Source organism: Streptomyces sp. NPDC091209 (assembly GCF_044757755.1).
GTDB lineage: Bacteria > Actinomycetota > Actinomycetes > Streptomycetales > Streptomycetaceae > Streptomyces.
Genome location: NZ_JBIVVR010000001.1, coordinates 104588 through 129234, shown reverse-complemented (window position 1 = coordinate 129234; position 24647 = coordinate 104588). Strand labels below are relative to the sequence as shown.

Sequence of the window (24647 nt, the reverse complement as noted above, 5' to 3'; positions counted from 1 at the left end):
ATACGGGCGCTCGCCGGACCTGCGGGCGGCCCGTACGCATACCCCGGGGGTGCACGCCGTGGCGGCGGCCCACCTCGACTCGCGTCGCGCATGCGAACAACCGACGCGCCTCACGCTGAAGACCGGCCCCGCCCGCTTCGGCACTGCGTGACCCGCGCGTCACGTCAATTTCCTTTGCCGGAAGCGTTGACGAAACACGGCCACGCTCCTACCTTCAACGCGTCGTACTTCGTACGTCATATATGAGACGCGATATGCGAGACCCGGGAACGATGTCCGCGAGGGGCGCCCGGCTCCCGTGAACCGAGCCGTGAGACCGGAGAGGCGCGCATGACCTCTGTGCCCACCCCGATCCCCTCCCGCACGCAGTTCGTGCTGGAAGGGATCAAACACCGCATCCTCACCGGGCAGTTGACCCCGGGACAGGCCCTGGTCGAGACCGACCTCGCCGCACAGTTCGGGGTGTCCAAGACCCCTGTGCGCGAGGCGCTCAAGACCCTGGCCGGCACCGGGCTCGTCGTGATGAACCAGTACAAGGGCGTCACGGTGCGCATGGTGGACGCGGACATGGCGCGCGAGGTGTACGACGTACGGCTGCTCCTCGAACCCGAGGCGCTGCGACGGGTGGTGCGCCGCGGAGCCTCGCTCGACGCCGCCCGTGACGCCCTCACCCGTGCCGACGCCGCCGACGACACCGCCGAACGATCCCTGGCCAACCGGGAGTTCCATCGCGCCCTCTACGTGCCCTGCGGCAATCCGCTGCTCGGCCGGATGCTCGACGAGGTGCGCGACCAGGCGGCCCTCGTCTCGGCGGTCGCCTGGGCGTCCGATCCCTCCTGGGAGCGGGAGGCGAACGAGCACCGGGAGATCCTGCGACTCGCCCTCGGCGGTGACGCCGACGGCGCCGCCGGAGCGCTCCGCGCGCACATCGCGTCGTTCGTGCAACGGGCCTTCCCCCAGGGCCAGGAAGAGGACGGACAGGAATGACAGCGACGTTCGAGACCCAGCGGGCGGCCCTCGCCGAGGTCGTGGCGATCCCGGTGACGCCGTTCGCCGAGGACGGCACGATCGACCGGGACACCCACCGGGCCCTGCTGCGCCGGCTGATCGACGGCGGCGTCCGCACCCTCACCCCCAACGGCAACACCGGCGAGTTCTACGCCCTCACCCCCGAAGAGCGCCGGATCGTCACCGAGTTGACCGTCGAGGAGGCCGGTGACCGCGCGGTCGTCCTCGTCGGCGTCGGACACGACGTGCCCACCGCCGTCGCCTCCGCGCGGCACGCCCGCGCCCTCGGCGCACCGATGGTGATGGTCCATCAGCCCGTGCATCCCTACGTCTCGGAGAGCGGCTGGGTCGACTACCACCGGGCCATCGCCGAGGCCGTGCCCGAGCTGGGCGTCGTGCCCTACATCCGCAACGCGGGGCTCGCGGGCGCGCGGCTCGCCGAACTCGCGGACGCCTGCCCGAACGTCATCGGGGTGAAGTACGCCGTTCCCGACGCGGCCCGCTTCGCGTCCTTCGCGCGCGACGCCGGGCTCGAACGGTTCGTATGGGTGGCCGGACTCGCCGAGCCGTACGCTCCCTCGTACTTCTCGGCCGGCGCCACCGGCTTCACCTCGGGCCTGGTGAACGTCGCCCCGGCCGTCTCGCTGAACATGATCGAAGCGCTCCGGTCCGGCGACTATCCGGCCGCGATGAAGGTCTGGGAGCAGATCCGCCGCTTCGAGGAACTGCGCGCCGCCGACGCCTCCGCGAACAACGTCACCGTGGTCAAGGAGGCCCTGTCCTCGCTCGGCCTGTGCCGCCGTGACGTCCGCCCGCCGAGCAGGCCGCTGCCCGCGAGCGAGCGCTCCGAGGTCGCCGCGATAGCCGCCGGATGGTCCCTGTGAAGCGGCCCGAGGACCTCAGGAGCCATCAGTGGTACGGCACCGACGGGCTCCGTTCGTTCAGCCACCGGGCCAGGACGCGGCAGCTCGGCTACCTCCCCGAGGAGCACCTGGGCAAGCCGGTCATCGCGATCCTCAACACCTGGTCCGACATCAACCCCTGCCATGTGCACCTGCGCGACCGCGCGCAGGCCGTGAAGCGGGGCGTGTGGCAGGCGGGCGGATTCCCGCTCGAATTCCCGGTGTCCACGCTGAGCGAGACCTTCCAGAAGCCGACTCCGATGCTCTACCGCAATCTGCTCGCGATGGAGACCGAGGAACTGCTGCGGTCGTATCCCGTGGACGGGGCCGTGCTGATGGGCGGCTGCGACAAGACCACGCCCGCGCTGCTCATGGGGGCCGCCTCGGTCGATCTGCCGACCGTCTTCGTGCCCGCCGGGCCGATGCTCCCGGGCCACTGGCGCAACGAAGTCCTGGGCTCCGGCACCGACATGTGGAAGTACTGGGACGACAAGCGCGCCGGTCTCATCGGGGACTGCGAGATGACCGAGCTGGAGAGCGGGCTCGCCCGGTCGCCGGGGCACTGCATGACGATGGGCACGGCGTCCACGCTGACGGCCGCCGCCGAGGCGCTCGGCGTCACCGTGCCCGGCGCGTCGAGCATCCCCGCCGTCGACTCAGGGCACGACCGGATGGCCGCCGCGGCGGGGCTCAGGATCGTCGAACTCGTCCACAGGGACCGGACGTTGTCCGACATCCTCACCGCGGAGGCCTTCACGGACGCGGTGACGACGGTGCTCGGTCTCGGCGGTTCGACGAACGCTGTGATCCATCTGATCGCCATGGCCGGACGGGCCGGAGTCGCCCTCACACTGGACGACTTCGACCGGATCGCCCGGACCGTGCCGGTCCTCGCCAATGTCCGGCCCGGTGGACGGACGTACCTCATGGAGGACTTCCACTTCGCCGGCGGACTGCCCGGCTTCCTGTCGCGGATCACCGATCTGCTGCACCTGGACCGGCCCACGGTCTCCCACGACAGCCTGCGCGAGCAGCTCGCGGGCGCCCGGGTGTACAACGACGACGTCATCCGCACCCGGGAGAACCCGGTCGCGGCCGAGGGGGGAGTTGCCGTCCTGCGCGGCAACCTCTGCCCCGACGGTGCCGTCATCAAGCACATCGCCGCCGAGCCGCACCTGCTCAAGCACACCGGTCCCGCGGTCGTCTTCGACGACTACCGCACCATGCAGCGGACCATCAACGACCCCTCGCTCGGCATCACCGCGGACAGCGTCCTCGTGCTGCGGGGCTCCGGCCCCAAGGGCGGCCCGGGAATGCCCGAGTACGGGATGCTGCCCATCCCCGACCACCTGCTGAAGCAGGGCGTCCGGGACATGGTGCGGATCTCCGACGCCCGGATGAGCGGCACGAGTTACGGCGCGTGCGTGCTGCACGTGGCGCCCGAGTCGTACGTCGGCGGCCCGCTCGCCCTCGTGCGCGACGGGGACCCGATCACCCTCGACGTCGAGGCACGGTCACTCCGACTCCACGTGGACGACGCGGAGCTGGAGCGCAGGCGGGCCGAGTGGACTCCGCCGCCCGTCCGGTACGAGCGCGGCTACGGCGCGCTCTACAACGAGCAGATCACCCAGGCCGACACCGGCTGCGACTTCGCGTTCCTGGCCCGGCCGGGCCAGGTGCCTGACCCCTACGCGGGCTGAGGCCCCCCGCACCCGCACGTGGAAGTGCTCGATCCATGTGGTCGTAGCAAGCGCTTCCTGTACCCGCTGTATTTGCCCCACTGCGAACGGAGAACAGTCATGGCCCAAGCCGCAGCCGTGGCGAAACCGCCCGCGCCACTCCGGCGGCGCCGTGCTTCCGCGACCCCGCGCAGGCTTCCGTATCTGCTGATCGCCCCCGCGGCGCTGCTGATGCTGGGCTTCATCGCCTACCCCGTCATCAGCGTCTTCTATTACAGCCTGCAGAACTACAACCCCACCAAACCCTGGCGCAACGGCTTCGCGGGCTTCGGTAACTTCACGCACGCCTTCACCCAGGACCCGCAGTTCTGGGACACGCTGACCTTCAGCGCGAAGTGGGTCGTCGTCGAAGTGGGTCTCCAGCTGCTGTTCGGCCTGGCGCTCGCGCTGATCGTCAACCAGACCTTCGCCGGGCGGGCGTTCGGGCGCGCGCTGGTCTTCTCGCCGTGGGCCGTCTCCGGGGTGCTGACCTCGGCGATCTGGGTGCTGCTCTACAACTCCCAGACGGGCGTCACCCGTTACCTCGCGGACGCCGGCATCGGTTCGTACGGGACGAGCTGGCTGTCGGACACCTCCACCGTCTTCCCGGCGGCCGTGGTCGCCGACCTGTGGCGCGGGGTCCCCTTCTTCGCGATCCTCATCCTCGCCGATCTCCAGTCCGTCTCCAAGGACCTGTACGAGGCCGCCGAGGTCGACGGAGCGAGCCGCGTCCGGCAGTTCCTGCACATCACGCTGCCGCACCTCAAGGACGCGATCATCCTCTCCACCCTGCTGCGCGCGGTGTGGGAGTTCAACAACGTCGACCTGCTCTACACCCTGACCGGCGGTGGACCCGCGGGCGAGACGACGACCCTCCCGCTCTACATCGCCAACACCAGCGTCGACGCCCACAACTTCGGCTACGCGTCGGCCCTCACCACGGTCGCGTTCGTGATTCTGCTGTTCTGCTCGATCGTCTATCTGCGGCTGAGCAAGTTCGGAGGCGGGGACAAGTGATCACCAAGGACGCCGTGACGATCGCCCCGGCCGCGCCCGCCCGGCCCGTCGAGGAACCCCGCCCGCGCGAACGGAGGAAGCACCGCGCCTGGGACGAGGTCCCGCGGTGGCACATCTATCTCCCCCTGGGCATCTACCTGCTCTTCACCCTGATCCCCTTCTACTGGATCCTGCTCTTCGCGCTGCGCCCGGCCGGGTCGACCTCCCTCGTGCCCTGGCCCATGACCCTCGATCACTTCGACAAGGTGTGGACCGAACGCAGCTTCGGGACCTACTTCCAGAACAGTGTGATCATCGCCGTCGCCACCCTGGTGATGACCACGCTCGTCGCGCTCGCCGGCGGCTACGCGCTCGCCCGCTTCGACTTCCGGATCAAGCGCGGCTTCATGCTCGCGCTGCTCTGTTCGCAGTTCGTGCCGGGCGCGCTGCTCCTGGTCCCGCTCTTCCAGATCTTCGCCGAGCTCCGGATGATCAACTCGCTGGTCAGCGTCATCATCGCCGAGACGGTCTTCCAGCTCCCGCTGTCGATGATCCTGATCAGCGGCTTCATCAGGAACGTGCCCTACACCCTCGAAGAGGCCGCCTGGGTCGACGGCTGCAACCGCTTCGACGCCTTCCGGATCGTCGTCCTTCCGCTGCTGCGGCCCGGGTTGATCGCCGTCGGCTCCTTCGCCTTCGTGCACGCCTGGAACCACTTCCTGTTCGCCCTGATGTTCCTCAGCGACCAGAGCAAGCAGACCATCCCGGTCGGCCTCAACACCCTGATGAGCTCCGACAGCGTCGACCTGGGCGCGCTCGCCGCGGGCGGCATCATCGCCGCCGTCCCCGTGGTCGTCGTGTTCGCCTTCATCCAGAAGTGGCTGATCACCGGATTCAGCGCCGGGGCGGTGAAGGGATGACGGCCCTCTCGCAGCAGGGTGGCGCCCGCCGCGCGGACGCTCCGCGGACCGCGCCCGCCGGAGGTGCGGCGCACACCGGTCGGCGGACCGCGCCCACCACCGCCCTGGCGGACACGACGGCCCCCGCGCTCCCGCTGCCCGTCGTCCTCGCGGGCGCCCGGGGCCACGGCCGCTGGCACCTGGACAACATCCGCCGGCTCCAGGACAAGGGCCTGGTACGCCTCGTCGGGGTCTGCGAGCTGAACCCGCTCACCGCGCAGGAGCTCGGCGGGCAACGCGTGGAGCAGTCCGCCGACTTCGGGGCCCTCCTCGACTCCACCGGCGCCGCCGTCGCGGTGATCTGCACCCCCATCCCCACCCACACCGACCTCGCGCTGACCGCCGCGCGCAAGGGCGTCCACCTGCTCCTGGAGAAGCCGCCCGCGCCCTCTTACGCCGAGTTCCGGCGGATGGCCGACGGGGTCGCGGCGGCCGGGGTGGTCTGCCAGATCGGCTTCCAGTCGCTCGGCTCGCACGCCGTGCCCGCCATCAGGAAACTCATCGCCGAGGGCTCGCTCGGCCGGGTGACCGGCATCGGCGGGGCGGGCGCCTGGGCACGCGACGAGGCGTACTACCGGCGCGCGCCCTGGGCGGGAAAGCGCCGGCTGAACGGCGTGGACGTGGTCGACGGTGTCCTGACGAACCCGCTGGCCCACATCGTCGCCACGGCCCTCGCACTGGACGGTTCGACCCGCGCCGAGGACGTCACCGGCATCCGGACCGAGCTGCTGCGCGCCAACGACATCGAGTCCGACGACACCTCGTGCGTGCGGGTCACGACCACCGGGGGCCGGATCACGGTCGCCGCCACGCTCTGCGCCGAACACCCCGGGGAACCGTATGTCCTGGTGCACGGCACCGGCGGCCGGATCACCTTCTGGTACAAGCAGGACCGGGTCCTCGTGCAGCGGTCCGGGCACGGCCCCGAGGAGACCGAGTACGGCCGTACGGACCTGCTGGAGAACCTCGTCGAGCATCTGACGGACGGCACCGAGCTCCTGGTCGCGCCCGAGTCGACGGGCGCCTTCATGAAGGTCGTCGAAGCGATCCGGCAGGCACCCGACCCGATCGCGCTGCCCCCGGACGCCTGGGAACGGCTCCCCGGCGAGAACCGCCGCGTGGTGCCCGGGGTCGACGGATTCGTCGCCGCGGCCGCGGACACCCTCGCCCTCTACTCCGAGCTGGGCGCCCCTTGGGCGCTCCCGACCGAGGTGAGCACCCGATGAACAACGACTCGCCGGTCCTGCGGATCGGCGGCCGCCCCGTCGGCCGCTACGTCACCCGGCCGGCACTGCCGGACCGGCTGTCCCCGCGCCCGTATCTGCACCCCGTCACCACCCTGGCCGGCACGGCCGTCACCGAGCTCAGCCCGGCCGACCACGCACACCACCTCGGCGTCGGTGTAGCCGTACCCGACGTCGAGGGGCACAACTTCTGGGGCGGACGCACCTACGTCCGCGACCAGGGACCGACCGAGCTCGACAACCACGGCGCCCAGCGGCACACCGCGTTCCAGCTCTGCGACCCGGACGGCTTCGTGGAGGAGCTGCGCTGGATGGCCGCGGGCGGCGAACTGCTGCGCGAGCGCCGTACGGTCGCCGCCGTCGGCCTCACCGACTCCGCCTGGGCGCTGGACTTCACCTTCTCGCTCACCAACGTCACCGCGGGCGGGCTCTCGCTCGGCAGCCCGGCCACCAACGGACGGCCCGGCGCGGCCTACGGCGGCTTCTTCTGGCGGGCCCGCAAGGAGGCGGACGCCCCGCGCGTGTTCACGGCCGACGCGGAGGGCGAGCAGGCGGTGCACGCGCGCACCGCCGACTGGGTCGCCCTCGCGGGCGCCGGATGGACGCTCGTCCTCGCGGGGGCGACGGACGCGACGCGCCGCGACCCGTGGTTCGTCCGCACCGTCCAGTACCCGGGCGTCGGCTCCTCCCTCGCCCGCGAGAAGCGGCTCACCGTCGAGGCCGGCGGCACGCTCGTACGCCGGGTCGTCACCGTCGTCGCCGACGGCACCCTCGACCGGAGCGAGGCCGCCGCGCTGGTCCGCAAGGCGGTGAGTCCCTGATGGCCCTGCCCTCCGCCGACCTGGGTGACGGCACCTACCGCAACCCCGTCCTCGACGCCGACTGGTCCGACCCCGATCTGCTGTGCGTCGGCGACGACTTCTACCTCACCGCCTCCAGCTTCGGCCGCGTCCCCGGCCTGCCGCTGCTGCACTCCCGGGACCTGGTCAACTGGACGCTCGTCGGGCACGCTCTCCAACGCCTGGAACCGGCGGGCGAGTTCAGGAGTCCCCGACCCGACTGCGGTGTGTGGGCACCCTCTCTGCGCCACCACGACGACCGTTTCTGGATCTTCTGGGGCGACCCCGACCACGGCATCTTCCAGGTCAACGCACCCCAGATCAGGGGCCCTTGGACCCGGCCGCACCTGGTGAAGGAGGGCAAGGGGCTCATCGATCCCTGCCCGCTGTGGGACGAGGAGAACGGCGAGGCGTATCTCGTGCACGCCTGGGCCAAGTCCCGTTCGGGAGTGAAGAACCGGCTCACCGGGCACCGCATGCGCCCCGACGGCACCGGGCTGCTCGACGAGGGAAAGGTGATCGTCGACGCAGACCTGCTTCCCGGCTGGTTCACCCTCGAAGGCCCCAAGGCCTACCGGCACGACGGCTGGTTCTGGATCTTCGCGCCCGCCGGGGGAGTCGAGACCGGGTGGCAGGGCGCCTTCCGTTCGCGCGGCTTCTTCGGGCCGTACGAGGAGCGGGTGGTCCTGGAACAGGGCGACACCCGGGTCAACGGCCCGCACCAGGGCGGCTGGGTGCGCACGGCGGCGGGCGAGGACTGGTTCGTGCACTTCCAGCAGCGCGGGCCGTACGGGCGGGTGGTCCATCTCCAGCCGATGCGCTGGGGCGACGGGGGTACCTCCCGCCCATGGGGGTCCCCCCGCTCGGGCGAGGCCGTGAGCGGGGGAGAGGTCGAGAGTGAGGGAGGCTGGCCGGTGCTCGGAGACCGGGGCGTCCCCGTCGCCGTACACCGGAAGCCGAAGCTGCCGCCCCAGCCGCCGTGCGCGCCCGCCACCGACGACGACTTCCCCGGCGGCCGCTTCGGGCGCCAGTGGCAGTGGACCGCCAACCCCCAGGACGGCTGGGCCACCCAGCACTCCGGCGACGGACTACGGCTGAGCTGTGTCCGAACGGCGGACGCGCACGACCTGCGCAGGCTGCCCCATGTCCTCACCCAGCGGCTGCCGGGCTCGGCCGCCACCGTCCAGGTGGACCTGCGCCTCGACAGCGAGGAGCCCGGGGCGCGGGCCGGGCTCGCGGTGCTCGGGGACGCGTTCGGCTGGATCGGCCTCCAGCGCGAGCCGGACGGATCGGTACGGCTCGTGCACCGGTTCGCCGAGGCGGTCGCCGCGGCACCCGTCGCGCGGTCGATGCCGTCCGAGGGCGAGCGGGACGCCGCCGGCCCGAGGCCCGCGCCCGAGGGCCGGGCCCGGCTGTGGATCGAGATCGGCGCGGGAGGCCGCTGTCTCTTCTCCTACGACATCGGCGGCGGCCGGCAGCCCTCGGGGCAGGTCTTCGCCGCCAGGCCCTGGCGCTGGGTCGGCGCGCTGCTCGGCCTCTTCGCGCTCGCGCCGCCCGGCGGGGGACACGCCGGAGCCGCCTCGTTCACCCGTTTTCGTGTCACCCCGACCCCCTGAGGGTCACTTCCCTTCGTACGTCCGCCCGTTGGGAGCCGCAATGACGCACCCCCGTGGCAAGCGCTTACCGGACGAGGAAGGAAGGGCGCGTCCCTTCCGGAAGCAGCCCGGTGCCGACCTCCGAGGACACCGCACCGACCCCACCACCCCGTTGGATCCAGAAGAAGAGAGCCGACCGATGAAGAGAAGCCCACTCGAGAACAGCCCACTCGGGACCGGTGCGCCGAAGTCCGGCCCGCTGAACACCGGTTCACCGAAGTCCGGCATCCGTGGCGGCGGGCGCGCGGCCGTGGCCGTCGCCCTCGGCTCCGTGCTCGCGCTGACCGCCACCGCCTGTGGTGACAACGGCAGCGGCAGCGCGGGGGACAAGGGCACCGAGGGTTCAGGCAAGGGCGAGATCACCTTCTGGGACAACAACGGCGGTGTCCGCACCGACATCTGGAAGCAGATCATCGCCGACTTCGAGAAGAAGTACCCGGACATCAAGGTCAACTACGTCGGTATCCCGGCGGCCAGCGCCCAGTCCAAGTACGACACCGCCATCCAGGGCGGCGGCCTGCCCGACGTCGGCGGCGTGGGCACCGCGATGCTCGCCGAGGTCGCCGTCCAGGGAGCGCTGGAGCCGCTGGACAGCCGGATCGAGAAGAGCTCGCTGCAGGGCAGGCTGAGCCAGAACCTGCTGGACGTCAGCCGGGCCGCGGGCGGCGGAGACACCCTGTACCAGGTGCCGACCTCCGCCAACAACGGCACGCTCTGGTACCGCACCGACCTGTTCAAGTCGGCGGGCCTGGACGCGCCGACCTCCTGGTCGAAGTTCTACGACGCCGCCGCGAAGCTCACCGACAAGGGCAAGAACAAGTTCGGCTTCACCATCCGTGGCGGCGAGGGCTCCATCGCCCCGGCACTCGACGCGACGTACGGCCAGACCGGCATCACCTCCTTCTGGAACGGCGACAAGACCACCGTCAACGACCCGAAGAACGTGGCGGCCCTCGCGAAGTACATCGCCCTGTACAAGAAGGTCACCCCGTCCGCCGACGTCAACAACGACTTCACCAAGATGGTCGCGCAGTGGGACAGCGGCACGATCGGCATGCTGAGCCACAACCTCGGCTCCTACCAGGACCACTTGAAGGCGCTCGGCGCCGCCAAGTTCCGCGGCATCCCGAACCCCACTCTGGACGACGGCACACGCGTTCAGATCTCCAACCCGGTCGACGGGCTGAGCCTGTTCAAGTCCGGCAAGAACAAGGCGGCCGCCTGGAAGTTCATCGAGTTCGCCGTCTCGGCGGCGGAGAACTCCAAGTTCAACGAGTCCGCGGGCCAGGTGCCGGCGAACACCGACGCCGCCAAGGACGCCTGGATCCAGCAGGCGGAGCCGACCAAGCTCGCCGCCGAGGCGCTGAACGGCACCGGTACCAAGATCGTGCAGCTGCCGTACTACCTGCCCGACTGGAACACCATCTCCAAGGCCGACAACGAGCCGAACTTCCAGAAGGTGCTGCTCGGCAAGATGAGCGCGAAGGACTTCCTGGACACGCTCGCCGATCAGCTCAACAAGGCGCAGGCGGACTGGAAGGCGCACCACTAGCCCGGTGTGCCCGCCGTGGCCGGCGCACCGGACAGGTGGTGCGCCGGCCACGGTGGAGCCGCACATCGCGGCAGCCACGCGTCCCGTGGGGCGCCTCCTCGCCCGTATCGAAGCCCCCGTCGAACCCCCTGTCGCCCCCCGTCGAACCCTCCGTCGACATCTCCGTCGGATCCTCTGTCGAAAGGCACACGCCCGTGTCCCTCACGCGCAGACAGGTCACCTCGGCGGCCGTGGCCGCCTTACCCCTCCCCGCCGTGGCGGCGGCACCCGCCTCGGCGCGTCCGCGTCGCGGGCCCCGCACCCTCCACATCGCCGGTGACTCGACCGCCGCCCAGAAGTACGCCGACGCCGCACCCGAGACCGGGTGGGGCATGGCGCTTCCGTTCTTCCTCCACGAGGACGTCGTGGTCGCCAACCATGCCGTGAACGGCCGTAGTTCGAAGAGCTTCATCGACGAGGGGCGGCTCGGCGCGATCCTCGACGTGATCCGCCCCGGCGACCTCCTGCTCGTCCAGTTCGGGCACAACGACGAGAAGACCGCCGACCCGACGCGCTACACCGAGCCGTGGACGACGTTCCAGGACTGTCTGCGGCAGTACCTCGACGGAGCGCGGGCCCGCGGTGCGCGGCCGGTGCTCGCCACCCCCGTCGAGCGCAGGAAGTTCGACGCGGACGGCAACGCCGTGCCGACGCACGGCGACTACCCGGCGTCGATGCGCGCGCTCGCCGCGGCCGAGCACGTGGCGCTCCTCGACATCCAGGCCCGCTCGATCGCCCTGTGGCAGCGGCTCGGCGTCGAGGAGACGAAGAAGTACTTCAACTGGACCGCGACCGAGCAGGACAACACGCACTTCAACCCGCCCGGCGCCATTGCCGTGGCCCGTCTCGTCGCGGCCGGGCTGCTGCACCGCCGGGTGCTCGCGCCCCGGGACGTACGCCGCCTCGACGCGGACATACCCGAGTCCTGGATCACCTGGCCACCGCCTGAACCCCTGAGTCAGTGAACTCCTGAGCCAGTGAACCCCTGTCAGTGAACCCCTGAACCCCCGGTCCTCGAACCCCCCGAGTCCCTGAGCCGAAGGAAAGAGAGTCGAGTCGCACCATGAACACACAGAAATGGCATGGGCATGCCACAGGTTGGAGTGCGGTCACCGTGCGGCGGACGGCCGCGCTGATCGGCTGCACCGCCCTCGTGCTCGCCGTCACCGGCACCACCGCCGAGGCCCGTCCCCGCGAGCTCGGCCGGCAGACACTCGCCGCGGGCGACGGCTGGGCGTCCGAGGGGACCGGCACCACCGGCGGCTCGGCCGCCGTGGCCGCCCAGGTCAGCACGGTCACGACCTGGGCGGAGTTCAAGGCCGCGCTCGCCGCGGGCGGCAGCGCGCCGAAGATCATCAAGGTCAGGGGGACGATCGACGCCAACGCCGAGGGCTGCGACTCCTTCGCGGCGCCCGGCTACGACTTCGCCCGGTACCTCGCCGACTACGACCCCGCCGTGTGGGGCTACGACCAGGTGGTCAGCGGCGAGCAGGAGGATCTGCGCGCCGCCTCCGCCGCGAACCAGGACACCGCCATCAAGGCGTACGTCCCCGCCGACACCACCATCGTCGGCATCGGCCGCAATGCCGGCTTCAAGGGCGCGAGCCTCCAGATCAAGGGCGTCGACAACGTCATCGTCCGGAACCTCTCCTTCGAGAGCCCCCTCGACTGCTTCCCGCAGTGGGACCCCACCGACGGCGACACCGGCAACTGGAACTCCGAGTACGACAGCGCGGTGATCTACGGGGCCACGCACGTCTGGCTCGACCACAACTCGTTCACCGACGGCGCCCACCCGGACAGCTCCCTGCCGACGTACTACGGCCGGATCTACGAACAGCACGACGGCGAACTGGACATCGTCAAGGGCGCCGACTACGTGACCGCCTCCTGGAACGTCTTCGCCGACCACGACAAGACCATCCTGATCGGCAACAGCGACAGCGCGTCGACCGCCGCCGTGGACCGCGGCCATCTGAAGGTCACCCTCCACCACAACCTGTTCACCGGCCTCGTCGAGCGCGCCCCGCGCGTCCGGTTCGGACAAGTGGACTCCTACAACAACCACTTCGTCGCCGACTCCTCGTACGGCTACAGCTACGGCATCGGGATGGAGTCCCAACTCGTCGCCGAGCACAACGCGTTCACGCTGCCGGACTCCGTCAGCGCCGCGACGGTCCTCAAGAAGTGGAAGGAGGCGCCGCTGACCGCCGCGGACAACTACGTCAACGGCGTCCTGACCGATCTGATCGCCGTGCACAACGCGGAGATCCCCGCCGAGACGCTCCAGTCCGGTGCCGGCTGGACACCGGCCCTGCGGACGAAGGTCGACGCGCCGAGGGCCGTTCCCGGCATCGTCGACCACCGCGCAGGCGCCGGAAAGATCTGCTGACCATGACCGGACACCCCGTCAGCAGAAGGGCGTTCGTCGCCGCGAGCACCGGAGCCGCCCTGGCAACCGTGCTCGCGGCCCCCGCCCGCGCCACCGGGCGCCCGACCGTCGGGCGACCGCCGTTCGGGCGCCACGGTTCGCCGTCCGCGCGGCTCGACGCGAAGACGCTGTACGTCCACCCCGGCGGCCTCGGCGACCACACCACCGTGCAGGCCGCCGTGACCGCCGCGACCGGCGCCGGATACACCCTGGTCATCGCGCCCGGCGTCTACCGCGAGACGGTCTCGGTCGGAGCGGTCGACCCGGCGACCGGGCTGCCCGGCGCCGCGGGCTCCGAGATGACCTGGATCGGCGCCTCCGACGACCCGCGTGATGTCGTCGTCGTGTACGACAACGCCAACGGCACGCCCAGGCCCGACGGTTCGGGCACCTACGGCACCACCGGGTCCGCGACGACCACCGTGCGCACCGACGGTTTCACGGCCCGCGCGGTCACCTTCGCCAACGACTGGCTGCGCGCCGACCACCCCGGGATCACCGGCACCCAGGCCGTGGCCATCAAGGTGCAGGGCGACCGCTCGGCGTTCCACCGGTGCCGGTTCCTCGGCCACCAGGACACGCTGTACGCCGACTCGTTCGCCCTGGGCACCTTCGCCCGGCAGTACTACCGGGACTGCTACGTCGAGGGGGACGTGGACTTCGTCTTCGGGCGGGCCACGGCGGTCTTCGAGCACTGCCACTTCCGCACCCTGAACCGCACGGACCTGGCCGGGGCCCCGTACGGCTTCGTGTTCGCGCCGTCCACGGCCGTCGCCGACCCGCGCGGATACCTGGTCACCCGCAGCCGGATCAGCAGCGCGGCGCCGGACGCGTCCTACAAGCTGGCCCGCCCCTGGGTGCCAGGATCGGACCTCACCGCCCGCCCGATGCTGACCGTCCGCGACACGCGCCTGGAGGCGGGCATCGACGCGGTCGCGCCCTATACGAACATGTCCGCCGCCTATCCGTGGCAGAGCCAGCGCTTCGCCGAGTACCGCAACACCGGCCCCGGCGCGGTGATCACCGTCCCGGAGAACCGGCCGCAGCTCAGCGACGAGGAGGCCCGTTCGGCGACCCGTGCGGCGTACCTCGGCGACTGGACGCCGGGGAGGGGGTGCTGAGATGCGCAGGCGCACCCTTCTCGCCGGCGCGGCCGGGGGAGTCGTGGCGGCCCTCGGCGGCAGCCCGGCCGCCGCCCACGGGCGCCGTGTCCTGCACGTGCGTCCCGGTGACTCGGTCCAGGCCGCCGTGGACGCGGTGGACGGACCCGGGCAGACGATCGTCGTCCACCCGGGGACGTACCGCGAAGTGGTCGTCATCCCCGCCGACAAGCGGGAGTTGACGCTCCGCGGCGCCACCCGCGACCCGCGTGACGCGGTCATCGTCTTCGACCGGGCGAACGGCACGCCGAAACCGGACGGCTCCGGCACCTACGGGACCGCGGGCTCGGCGACCCTCACCTCGGCGGCCCCCGGGCTGACGGTGCGCGGGCTCACGATCGCCAACGACTGGCTGCGGGCGGACCACCCGGAGATCACCGGCACCCAGGCGGTCGCGGCCTACGTCACCGGCGACCGTTCGTCCTTCGCCCGGGTACGGCTGCTCGCCCACCAGGACACGCTGTTCGCGGACACCACGGACCTGGCCGCCTTCGACCGGCACTCCTACCGCGACTGCTACATCGAGGGCGACGTCGACTTCGTCTTCGGCCGCGCCACCGCCGTCTTCGAACGCTGCCACTTCCACACGCTCGACCGGGACGTCGCCTTCAAACCGGAGGGCATGGTCTTCGCACCGTCCACGGCCCGCGCGAACCCCCACGGCTTCCTGGCCGTCGGCGGCCGCATCACCTCCGGCGCCGAGGACGGGGCGTACAAGATCGCCCGGCCCTGGGTCCCGTCGTACGAGACCACGGCCTGGCCCTCGCTCGTGGTCCGCGGATGCGAACTCGGGCCCGGCATCGACGCGGTGGCGCCCTACACCGACATGCGCGCGGCCTATCCGTGGCAGTCCATGCGCTTTCGCGAGTACCGCAACACCGGACCCGGCGCGGTGATCACCGTCCCGGAGAACCGTCCCCAGCTCACGGACGCGGAGGCCGAGCGGCACACCCGTGCCGCGTATCTCGGCGACTGGTGCCCGTGATTCCCCCGTTCCATCCGACAGCACGACGAAAGGACCGCACTCCATGTCTCGTCGTACCGCTCTCTCCTTAGGCGTCACCCTGGCGCTCGGCACAGGCCTCGCCGTCCTCCCCACCCAGGCGCAGGCCGCCACCGTCGTCGTCTCCACCACCGCCCAACTGACCAGCGCGATCTCGGGTGCCACCGCCGGAACCGTCATCCAGGTGCGCGGCGGCACCTACTACCCGACGGCCACCCTCCAGTCGACGACCAACGGCACGTCCTCCTCGCCGGTCACGCTCACCGCGTACGGCTCGGAGACCGTGAAGATCGACGGTTCCTCGCTCCCGTCGGGCTCCTGGATCTTCAAGCTGACCGCCGACTACTGGAACGTCTCCAATCTGACCTTCCAGAACTCCCCTGACAGCGCGGTCGTCTGCCAGTCCTGCACCGGCACGGTGTGGAACAACGTCAAGACCATCAACGGCGGAGACTCCGGCTTCACGCTGACCGGCGACGGAACCGTCAACAACACGGTCAAGAACATCGACTCGTACGGCAACTACGACGCCGCCACCCACGGCGAGAACGCGGACGGTGTCGCCGTGAAGTTCGGCTCGGGCACCGGCAACCTGATCACCGGGGCCCGCCTGTACAACAACTCGGACGACGGCATCGACTTCTGGTCGTTCTCCTCGCCCGTCACCGTCGAACACTCCTGGTCCTTCGGCAACGGCAAGAACCGCTGGGGCGACTCGGCCTTCGCGGGCGACGGCAACGGCTACAAGCTGGGCGGCGACGGCGAGGTCGTCGCGCACGTCATCAACAACTCCGCCGCCTGGGACGACGCGGGCAACGGCTTCACCGAGAACTCCAACACCGGTGCCATCGTCATCAACCGCACCACCGCCTACGCCAACGGCAACTACGGGTACTACTTCGCCACCAGCGCCGCCAAGCTCGGCAAGAACCTCGCCGTGAGCAACGGCACCGCGGTGTCCAAGGGCTCCTCGGTGACCTCGGCCGGCAACAACTGGGACTCCGGGATCTCCACCCCGTCGTTCGTCTCCAGGGACGCGAGCACCACGTACAACGCCCGCTCGTCCAGCGGCACGCTGCCCACCACCACCTTCCTCACCACGGGCAGCTCGACCATCGGCGCCACCATGAACTGACCGCTTCCCGAGCAAGGCGCGAGGCCCAACTCGCCTGTGAAGTATGTATCGATCAGGCAACGGGCCTCGCGTCCAAAGGGGTGACGCGCGTAGAAAACTGTCATGCATAAGTCACTACGCATCGCGGCCGTCACCGCCGCCTGTGCCGTCGCCGGTGCCGCCCTGTACGGCACCGGTGTCGCCACCGCCGGTCAGTCGACGGCCAACTCGACGCACGAGCCCTACAACATCGGGCTCCTCGTCAAGGACATCGACACCTACTACGGCACCGCGGCCGACGGCAACGGGGTCTACCAGGCATCCCCCGACAGCCCGTACGCCAAGGACCTGGCACGCCTCGACGCCGCCGCGAAGCGGCACATCGACCAGGCGGCCCGAAAGGCCCACCACCGCCACGAGAAGGCCGCGGTCGTGTTCGACATCGACGACACGCTGCTGCTCTCCCTCGACTACGAGAAGAAGACCAACTACACCTACAACTCGGCCTCCTGGGCCGCGTACGTCGCCCAGGCGGACCGCCCGGCCGTCTTCGGCAGCCCCGAACTCGTCGAGTACGCCGCGTCCAAGGGCGTCGAGGTGTTCTACAACTCGGGCCTGAAGGAGTCGCAGCGCGTCTCCGCGGTCGAGAACCTGAAGAAGATCGGTGTGGACGTCAACCTCGACGCCGCGCACATGTTCCTCAAGGACGCGGCCAACCCGCCCGCCTACCTGAGCGGTTGCGCCACCGCCGTCGCCTGGAACTGCACCACCGTGCAGTACAAGTCCGGCACCCGCAAGCACATCGAGTCCCTCGGGTACGACATCGTCGCCAACTTCGGCGACCAGTACTCGGACCTCGACGGCGGCTACGCCGACAAGACCTACAAACTCCCGAACCCCACTTACTTCGTGAGCTGATACCCCCCCATGGGCGAACGCCCCCGCCGGTCGTCACCGGCGGGGGCGTTCATCTGCCGGCCGAGGGGGGCTCAGGCCGACAGGTCCACACAGTCGATGATGTCAAAAACGAGGGTGAGGTTGTTTCCGAGGGGCGAACGAATCTTCGGACTCAGTCGTACGTGACGTCCGACGCCGTGAACCTGCACGATGTTCCGTCCGGGCCGGTGCCGAGTTCCTTCGGCTCCTTGCCCGTGTTGTTGCCCTGGAAGCGGACGCACGTCTTGATCTTCTTCTTGCTGTCGCCGTGGACGCGGATGTTGCGCAGCGAGGCGGTGTCGCCGTAGTTGGAGTTGACTCCGACGATCGCCTTGCCCGGCGCCGTCACATCCACGTCGTCGATGATGACCGTGCGCTTGAACTGCGTCTTGCAGTTGCCGCAACTGCGCACGAGCTTGCCGAAGTTCTCGACATGGAACTTGCTGACCACCAGTTTGCCCGCGCCGTTGAACTGCAGGACCTTGTCGTCCGCGCCCTTGGCGCCACCGCCGTAGACCTTGTAGACGGCCGAGGGCGACTTGCCCTTGAAGGTCGCCGCGTCCTCGCCGACGTCCAGCCACCACACGTTCTGCAGGGTGCAGCTCCCCAGGCAGTGGACTCCGTCGGCGGCGGGCGTGCCGATGATGACGTTCTTCAGGACCGCGCCGTCCGCGAGTTCGAAGATCGGTCCCTGATCCTCCTCCTGGCCGCTCGTCCCGAGGGCGCCGCTGCCGAAGAACTTCGTCAGCTTCCCGTCGAACGTGCCCGACACCGAGATCGTCGACGACACGGCCTTGCTGCCCTCGGCCTCCGGCCAGGTCGTCGCCGCTCCGGCCGAGCCCAGCATCGAGGTCGTGACGATCGCCGTGCCGGTGAGGGCGAGGGCGGACACGCCGCCGATGACGGCACGCCGTCCGGTGACCCGGCGGCGGTGGCGGACGCGCTGTTCAACTCGTGCGTTCATGAACCGAGTTCCTTGAGTGGTGAGGAGATCTTGCGTCTCCTGGTCGCCACCGGCAGGGAAAGGGTTGCCGCGTCCGCGGATCTTCTTCGGCTCGTGTCCGTCACGGGCCGCCGTCGGCGGGGTCCCGCCAGGAGCTGCTGCCCTGCCCGACGTCTGCTCCGTCCCGACGTCTGCTCCGTCCCGACGTAGGGTCGTCCGCCGTCCTGTCGTCCTGCCGTCCGCCGTCCTGCCGTCCCGCTGTGCGGCCAAGGCGCGCCGCGCGTGGCCGGCCGGCACACGACCGCCCTGCGGGCCCGACGGTGACCGGGCGCTACGGAACGCCGTCGCCGGCGTCCTGGGTCGCGAAGTCCCCGGACACGGTGGACCGTTCGCCGCCCTTCGCGGTCGCCGAGACGGCGTAGGCGTCGTCCTTCGCGTCCCGGCCGCCGCGGTCGTGGTCGTACTGGCCGGCGAAGACCCACTCGCCCGGCCAGACCGTGCGGCCCGGCTTGAGCGCCCAGGTGTAGACGAGGAAGCCGTCCCGCTCCACGACCGTCGTCGTGAAGTCACCCTCGGGCAGCGAACGCCAGGCACCCATGTCGCTCACCCCGCCGGTCTGTCTGACCTTCAATTCGACCGTGAGCGAGGTGAGTTGCTCAGTGGTCTTCAGGGTGACATCGCTCTGTGCCCAGAAGTCGTTGCTGTGCGGGTCGACCGAGCCGTCCGACCACAGCGGGCCGTCCGCGGTGCCCCCGGCGGGCGCCCGGACCGGGGCGGTCGCGGTCGCCGTGGGGGTGTCCGAGGGCGACGGACCCGGCCGGCCCGACTGCTGCGGCGTCCCGGAGCGTCGGCCGGGACCGGGTGCGACCGGTGTCCGGCCGGTCGGGTCCGGCGACGGGTCGGGGGTCGGCGAGACCGCGACGGTCTGCTGGGGCGGGGTGTCGTCCTTCACCGCCGAGGCGACCGCGTAGCCGCCCACCGCCAGGACACTCGCGACCGCTGCCGTGGCGCCCAGGACACGGGCCCAGCCGAGCAGCGGCGGGCGCGCCGCGCGCCGCGAGGGCCGCCGCTCGCCCGCGCCCCCCATACCGCGCTCCACCCGGGCCAGGATGCGCGCGCGGTCGGGCTCGTACGCCCCGGCCGCCTCGCGCAGCCGGGCGCGCAGCTCGTCGTGCACGTCCCGCGCCTCCCTCATCGCTCTCGTCCTCGGGCCCCGCCCGCGGGCAGCACTCCCTCGCGGATCCGGACCGCCGCCTCGTCGGTGCCGAGCAGCCGCCTCAGCTCCGTCATGCCCTTGGACGTCTGGCTCTTCACGGTACCCACGGAGATCCCGAGGGCGAGCGCGGTGTCCCTCTCCGACAGATCGAAGGCGTGCCGCAGCACGACACAGGCCCGCTTGCGGAACGGCAGCCGGCGCAGCGCGTCCTGGACGTCGACCGTGCCCGCCACGTCGGGGTTCTCGGTCCTGTCCTCGCGCTGCGACCAGAAGAGCGTGATCCGCCGGCGCTCGCGCACCGCCGCGCGGATCCGGGTCCGGGCGAGGTTGGCGACCACACCGCGCGCGTACGCCACCGGATGGTCCGCCGCCCGCACCCGGTCCCAGCGGTGCCACAGCGCGAGCAGCGCGTCCGCGGCCAGATCGTCTGCGGCGTCCGGCTCGCCCGTCAACAGGTTGGCCAGGCGGGCCAGTTCGGCGTAGTGCCGTTCGAAGAAGGCGTGGAACTCCACGGAGGCGGCGTCGTCGACGACAGTGCCCACGGGGTACCTCTCCTCGCTTCGGCTGTGGCACCGGTGCGGGTGCGGCGTATACGGCCCCTGCGATTCGCCCCTGTGATGCGCCTGTGGGCCAAGGGGGTTCTGCTGGGGCGGGATGCGGAAGCGTACCAGCCGGTCGTACGGGCCTTCGAACGGCGTATGACGGACCGAACTCGATTTCCGTAACACGGAGAAAACCTGAAAGCAGTTGATCGGGGGAACAATCCAGCCAGCATCCGCACACCGCGCGCGCAGGCAACGAGGAGAATCGCCATGTCCGAAGCTCAAAAGGTCGACAACCGGCCAAGTGCCGCAACACCGGCGGCAGGTGGGGTCGACGGGTTCTTCAAGATATCCGCCAGAGGTTCCACCATAGGCCGGGAGATACGCGGCGGATTCGCCACGTTCTTCACCATGGCGTACATCCTTGTCCTGAATCCCATCATCCTGGGCAGCGCCAAGGACAAGTTCGGGCACACGCTCGACACCGGCCAACTGGTCACCGCGACCGCGCTGGTGGCGTGTGTGATGACCGTGATCATGGGTGTCGGCGGCAACCTTCCGCTCGCCATCGCCGCGGGCCTCGGCCTCAACGCCGTCGTCGCCTTCCAGTTGGCGCCGCTGATGAGCTGGCCCGACGCGATGGGTCTGGTCGTCCTCGAAGGCGTCCTGATCTGCGTCCTGGTGCTCACCGGGCTCCGGGAGGCGATCATGAATGCCATCCCGCAGCAACTCAAGCAGGCCATCGGCGTCGGCATCGGCCTGTTCATCGCCTTCATCGGCTTCGTGGACGCCGGGTTCGTCAGCCGTATCCCGGACATCGCGAACACCACCGTCCCGGTGCAGCTCGGTGCCGTGGGCCGCCTCACCGGCTGGCCCGTCCTCGTCTTCTGTCTCGGCGTCCTGCTGACCATCGCGCTGCTCGCCCGCAAGGTGAAGGGCGCGATCCTCATCAGCATCGTGACGATGACCGTCGTCGCGATCGCCGTCAACGCCGTCGCCGACGTCAAGAGCTGGGGCCTGACCACCCCGAAGGTCCCGGACAAGATCGTCGACACTCCGGACTTCGGGCTCATCGGTCACTTCAGCCTGTTCGGCGGCTTCGCCGAGGCCGGGGTGCTCACCGCGGTCCTGCTGGTCTTCACGCTGATCCTGTCGGACTTCTTCGACGCCATGGGCACCATCGTCGGGATCAGTGCCGAGGCCGGGCTGCTCGACGAGCAGGGGCAGGTGCCGGGCATCGGCCGGGTCCTGTTCATCGACGGCGCCGCCGCCGTCGCGGGCGGTATGGGTTCCGCCTCCTCCAACACCGCCTACATCGAGTCCGCGGCCGGCGTCGGCGAGGGTGCCCGCACCGGCTTCGCCAACCTGATCACCGGCGGCCTCTTCGGCCTCGCACTCTTCCTCACCCCGCTGCTGACCATCGTCCCGCTCCAGGCCGCGGCGCCCGCGCTGATCGCGGTCGGGTTCCTGATGATGACCCACGTCAAGCACATCGACTGGGACAAGTACGAGATCGCGATCCCGGCGTTCCTGACCATCGTCGCGATGCCGTTCACGTACTCCATCACCGACGGCATCGGTGCCGGATTCCTGGCCTACGTCGTCATCAAGACGGTGCTGGGGAAGGCCAAGGAGGTCAACTGGCTGCTGTGGGCGGCCTCCGCGCTGTTCCTGGTGTACTTCGCGATCGACCCGGTGGAGCAGCTGCTCGGCGTGAAGTAACGGTCCTTCGCGGGATACCGGCCGGCCGCGGGTGACCATGGCCGGCCGACAGCCCGTCGCGCAGGAGCCGCAAACGTGAAGCAACGGACCCGTCGCGCGGGAGCCCGTCCGTGAAGCGACGGACCCGTCGCGACGGAGCCCGTACGAGAACCGGCCCCGCACCCGATCAGGTGCGGGGCCGCCTCCCCCGGTACGAGCCCGTCTCGCGTACGAGCCCTGCGTGCCTCAGTTCTTCAGAGCCGCCCGCATCATCGCCTTGGCGACCGGTGCCGCCAGTCCGTTGCCGCTGACCTCCGAGCGCGCCGCGTCCGACTGCTCGACCATCACCGCGACGGCGACCTCCTTGCCGTTCGAGTCGGACTTCGCGTACGACGTGAACCAGGCGTACGGCGTCTTGCTGTTCTTCTCGCCGTGCTGGGCCGTGCCGGTCTTGCCGCCCACGGTCGCGCCGGGGACGATGGCGTTCGTGCCCGTGCCCTTCTCGACGACCGTCTGCATCGCGGACTGGAGCTGCCGGGCCGTGTCCGAGCTGACGATCTCCTTCGTACCGGTGCTGTCGTCGTAGTCCTTCAGCACATCGCCGTTGGCGTCACTGGTCTGCGACACCATATGCGGCGAGACCAGCTTGCCGTCGTTGGCTATAGCGGCGGACACCATGGCCATCTGGAGCGGGGTCGCGGTGACGTCGAACTGCCCGATGCCGGTCAGCGCGGTGGACGACTTGTCCATGCCGGTGGGGTAGACGCTGGTGTAGGCCCGCACGGGCACGTCCTGCGCCGTGTCGTTGAAGCCGAACTTCTCCGCCATCGCCCTGACCTTGTCCTGGCCCAGGTCGACGGCCATCTTCCCGAAGACGTTGTTGCAGGAGTACTGGAGCGCGACCCGGATCGAGGCGTTCTCGCACGGTGCGGACGCGCTCTCGTTCTTCAGGACGGTCGTCGTGCCCGGCAGGGTGTACGGGTTAGGACTGTCCGTCTTCGCGTCCACGTCCGGGTAGAGCCCGTCCTCCAGCGCGGCGGCGGCCACGACCAGCTTGAACGTCGAGCCCGGCGGCAGCGGCTGCCGCAGCGCGCGGTTGACCAGCGGCTTGTCGGAGTCCGTGGTCAGCTTCTTCCAGACACTGTTGTTGCCCGCGCTGATCGATGTCGGGTCGTAGGACGGGGTCGAGACGACCGCGAGGATCTTGCCGGTCTTCGGGTCGATCGCGACGGCCGCGCCCTTGTTGCCGCCGAGCGCCGCGTAGGCGGCCTTCTGCACGGCCGGGTCGATCGTCGTGATCACATCACCGGGGTCGGCGCGCTTGTCGGTCAGGGTGTCCAGCGGGTTCTTCAGCTGGAGGTCCGTGCCGTCCAGCAGCTTCCGGTAGATGCCCTCCAGCTGGGTCGCCCCGTACACCTGCGAGCTGTAGCCGGTGACCGCCGCGTACAGGCTGCCGTCCTTGTACGTCCGCTTGTACTTGAGGTCGCCCCCTGTCGTCTTCGCGGAGCCGGTGATCGCGTCACCGGCCACGATGATGTTCCCGAGCGGATTCGCGTACAGCGAGATCATGTTCCGTCGGTTGTTCTTGTCGTCCGCGAGTGCCCTGCCGTCGTAGAACTGCACCCACGTCGCCCTGACCAGCAGAGAGAGCACGAGCAGCAGAGTGAAGACGGCGGCACGCCTGATCGTCTTGTTCATCCCGCACAGAAGGACGAGCGATCAGGAGCGAATCGTTCCCGTCCGACCGGTTTTCTCACGAGTCCCTCATGAAGTCACCGGGCGGTCCGGTCGCCCGTCAGAGCCTGCGGGTGGCCAGGGTGAGCCGGTCGCGGGCGTCGAACAGGGCGTCCTTCACCATCTGCTCGTGCGCGGGGGTGAGCCGGGCCACCGGCACCGAGCAGCTGATCGCGTCACGGGCGGGCGTGCGGTACGGGATCGCCACGCCGAAGCAGCGCAGCCCCAGCGTGTTCTCCTCGCGGTCCACCGCGAAGCCCTGCTCCCGCACCTGGCGCAGCTCCCCGATGAGCTTCTCCCGGTCGGTGATCGTGTGCTCGGTCAGCGCGGGGAGCGTCTCCGGCAGCATCTTGCGGACCTGCTCGTCGGTGTGCGTGGCCAGCAGCGCCTTGCCGAGCGAGGTGGAGTGGGCGGGCAGCCGGCGGCCGACCCGGGTGAAGGGGCGCAGATAGTGCTGCGACTGCCGGGTGGCCAGATAGACGACGTTCGTGCCGTCCAGACGCGCGAGGTGGATCGTCTCTGTGGTGTCGTCCGAGAGCCGGTCGAGGGTGGGGCGGGCCGCGGCGACCACCTCGTCGCCGTCGATGTACGAGGTGCCGACCAGCAGGGCCCGTACGCCGATGCCGTACCGCGTGCCCGTCGCGTCCGTCTCGACCCAGCCGAGCTCCACGAGCGTGCGCAGCAGCATGTACAGGCTGGACTTGGGATAGCCGACGGCCTCCTGGACCGCGGCCAGGGAGTGCATTCCGGGCTTGCCGGCGAAGTACTCCAGCAATTCCACCGTCCGCACCGCGGACTTGACCTGCGCCCCGCCGCCTGTCTCGCCTGCCGACATCGCCCTTGACCCCTTCGTTGGACGGGAAATAGTCTCCGACAGGAGTTCACCATCAGAGACAGCGTTCAGCATATCGAACACCCCTGGTGAGCGACACAAGAACTGTGGCATTACATCTGA

Annotated in this window: 21 protein-coding genes; 16 read left to right on the top strand and 5 right to left on the bottom strand. The window is 70.1% G+C overall.

The window, feature by feature from the left end:
* Positions 1-330: 330 nt before the first annotated feature.
* The 15 genes from ACIQRL_RS00605 (at position 331) to ACIQRL_RS00535 (ending at position 17538) form a co-directional block, all read left to right on the top strand.
* On the top strand, positions 331-987 hold the full coding sequence (locus ACIQRL_RS00605; RefSeq protein WP_401325114.1) for a GntR family transcriptional regulator: 657 nt from the start codon (positions 331-333) through the stop codon (positions 985-987).
* Entirely contained in the window at positions 984-1892 is a 909-nt protein-coding gene (locus ACIQRL_RS00600; protein WP_401325111.1) for a dihydrodipicolinate synthase family protein, read from the top strand. Before ACIQRL_RS00605 ends, ACIQRL_RS00600 begins: the two co-directional genes overlap by 4 nt.
* Positions 1880-3610 (top strand): L-arabinonate dehydratase, encoded by a 1731-nt coding sequence (gene araD / locus ACIQRL_RS00595; RefSeq protein ID WP_401325108.1) that lies wholly within the window; start codon positions 1880-1882, stop codon positions 3608-3610. The genes ACIQRL_RS00600 and araD overlap by 13 nt, the downstream gene beginning before the upstream one ends.
* Positions 3611-3709: 99 nt before the next feature.
* A complete protein-coding gene (locus ACIQRL_RS00590; RefSeq protein ID WP_401325105.1) occupies positions 3710-4645 on the top strand; it encodes a carbohydrate ABC transporter permease in 936 nt (311 codons plus the stop codon).
* Positions 4642-5544: a carbohydrate ABC transporter permease gene (locus ACIQRL_RS00585; protein ID WP_401325102.1), complete on the top strand. Its 903-nt coding sequence runs from the start codon at positions 4642-4644 to the stop codon at positions 5542-5544. Before ACIQRL_RS00590 ends, ACIQRL_RS00585 begins: the two co-directional genes overlap by 4 nt.
* Positions 5541-6809 carry a Gfo/Idh/MocA family protein gene (locus ACIQRL_RS00580; RefSeq protein WP_401325100.1) on the top strand — a complete coding sequence of 423 codons (1269 nt, stop codon included), beginning with the start codon at positions 5541-5543 and terminating at the stop codon, positions 6807-6809. Before ACIQRL_RS00585 ends, ACIQRL_RS00580 begins: the two co-directional genes overlap by 4 nt.
* Positions 6806-7648, top strand: a complete 843-nt coding sequence (locus tag ACIQRL_RS00575) for a PmoA family protein (protein WP_401325097.1) — start codon at positions 6806-6808, stop codon at positions 7646-7648. The genes ACIQRL_RS00580 and ACIQRL_RS00575 overlap by 4 nt, the downstream gene beginning before the upstream one ends.
* Positions 7648-9282, top strand: a complete 1635-nt coding sequence (locus ACIQRL_RS00570; RefSeq protein ID WP_401325094.1) for a family 43 glycosylhydrolase — start codon at positions 7648-7650, stop codon at positions 9280-9282. The genes ACIQRL_RS00575 and ACIQRL_RS00570 overlap by 1 nt, the downstream gene beginning before the upstream one ends.
* A gap of 178 nt (positions 9283-9460) precedes the next feature.
* Positions 9461-10873 carry an ABC transporter substrate-binding protein gene (locus ACIQRL_RS00565; RefSeq protein ID WP_401325091.1) on the top strand — a complete coding sequence of 471 codons (1413 nt, stop codon included), beginning with the start codon at positions 9461-9463 and terminating at the stop codon, positions 10871-10873.
* 194 nt (positions 10874-11067) lie between these two features.
* Entirely contained in the window at positions 11068-11877 is an 810-nt protein-coding gene (locus tag ACIQRL_RS00560) for a rhamnogalacturonan acetylesterase (protein ID WP_401325088.1), read from the top strand.
* 98 nt (positions 11878-11975) lie between these two features.
* Positions 11976-13304 (top strand): polysaccharide lyase family 1 protein, encoded by a 1329-nt coding sequence (locus ACIQRL_RS00555; RefSeq protein WP_401325085.1) that lies wholly within the window; start codon positions 11976-11978, stop codon positions 13302-13304.
* Positions 13305-13306: 2 nt separating this feature from the next.
* On the top strand, positions 13307-14464 hold the full coding sequence (locus ACIQRL_RS00550) for a pectinesterase family protein (RefSeq protein ID WP_401325082.1): 1158 nt from the start codon (positions 13307-13309) through the stop codon (positions 14462-14464).
* Between the two features lies 1 nt (position 14465).
* Positions 14466-15488, top strand: a complete 1023-nt coding sequence (locus tag ACIQRL_RS00545) for a pectinesterase family protein (protein WP_401325079.1) — start codon at positions 14466-14468, stop codon at positions 15486-15488.
* Positions 15489-15531: 43 nt separating this feature from the next.
* Entirely contained in the window at positions 15532-16641 is a 1110-nt protein-coding gene (locus ACIQRL_RS00540) for a pectate lyase (protein ID WP_401325076.1), read from the top strand.
* A gap of 102 nt (positions 16642-16743) precedes the next feature.
* The gene (locus ACIQRL_RS00535; protein ID WP_401325073.1) at positions 16744-17538 is read left to right on the top strand and encodes an HAD family acid phosphatase; all 795 of its coding nucleotides are present in this window, start codon (positions 16744-16746) and stop codon (positions 17536-17538) included.
* A gap of 151 nt (positions 17539-17689) precedes the next feature.
* On the opposite strand, the gene ACIQRL_RS00530 is transcribed toward ACIQRL_RS00535, so the two are convergent.
* The 3 genes from ACIQRL_RS00530 to ACIQRL_RS00520 all read right to left on the bottom strand — a co-directional run bounded on the left by ACIQRL_RS00530 (position 17690) and on the right by ACIQRL_RS00520 (position 20257).
* The gene (locus ACIQRL_RS00530; protein WP_401325070.1) at positions 17690-18520 is read right to left on the bottom strand and encodes a pectate lyase; all 831 of its coding nucleotides are present in this window, start codon (positions 18518-18520) and stop codon (positions 17690-17692) included.
* A gap of 310 nt (positions 18521-18830) precedes the next feature.
* Positions 18831-19694: a hypothetical protein gene (locus ACIQRL_RS00525; protein ID WP_401325067.1), complete on the bottom strand. Its 864-nt coding sequence runs from the start codon at positions 19692-19694 to the stop codon at positions 18831-18833.
* Positions 19691-20257 carry a SigE family RNA polymerase sigma factor gene (locus ACIQRL_RS00520; protein WP_401325064.1) on the bottom strand — a complete coding sequence of 189 codons (567 nt, stop codon included), beginning with the start codon at positions 20255-20257 and terminating at the stop codon, positions 19691-19693. Before ACIQRL_RS00520 ends, ACIQRL_RS00525 begins: the two co-directional genes overlap by 4 nt.
* Positions 20258-20527: 270 nt before the next feature.
* Here ACIQRL_RS00520 and ACIQRL_RS00515 point away from each other — a divergent pair, with 270 nt between their 5' ends.
* Positions 20528-21979: an NCS2 family permease gene (locus ACIQRL_RS00515; RefSeq protein ID WP_401325061.1), complete on the top strand. Its 1452-nt coding sequence runs from the start codon at positions 20528-20530 to the stop codon at positions 21977-21979.
* A gap of 225 nt (positions 21980-22204) precedes the next feature.
* Here ACIQRL_RS00515 and ACIQRL_RS00510 read toward each other — a convergent pair whose 3' ends face one another.
* On the bottom strand, positions 22205-23656 hold the full coding sequence (locus ACIQRL_RS00510; protein ID WP_401325058.1) for a peptidoglycan D,D-transpeptidase FtsI family protein: 1452 nt from the start codon (positions 23654-23656) through the stop codon (positions 22205-22207).
* Between the two features lie 97 nt (positions 23657-23753).
* Positions 23754-24527: an IclR family transcriptional regulator gene (locus ACIQRL_RS00505; RefSeq protein WP_401325055.1), complete on the bottom strand. Its 774-nt coding sequence runs from the start codon at positions 24525-24527 to the stop codon at positions 23754-23756.
* Positions 24528-24647: the final 120 nt, after the last annotated feature.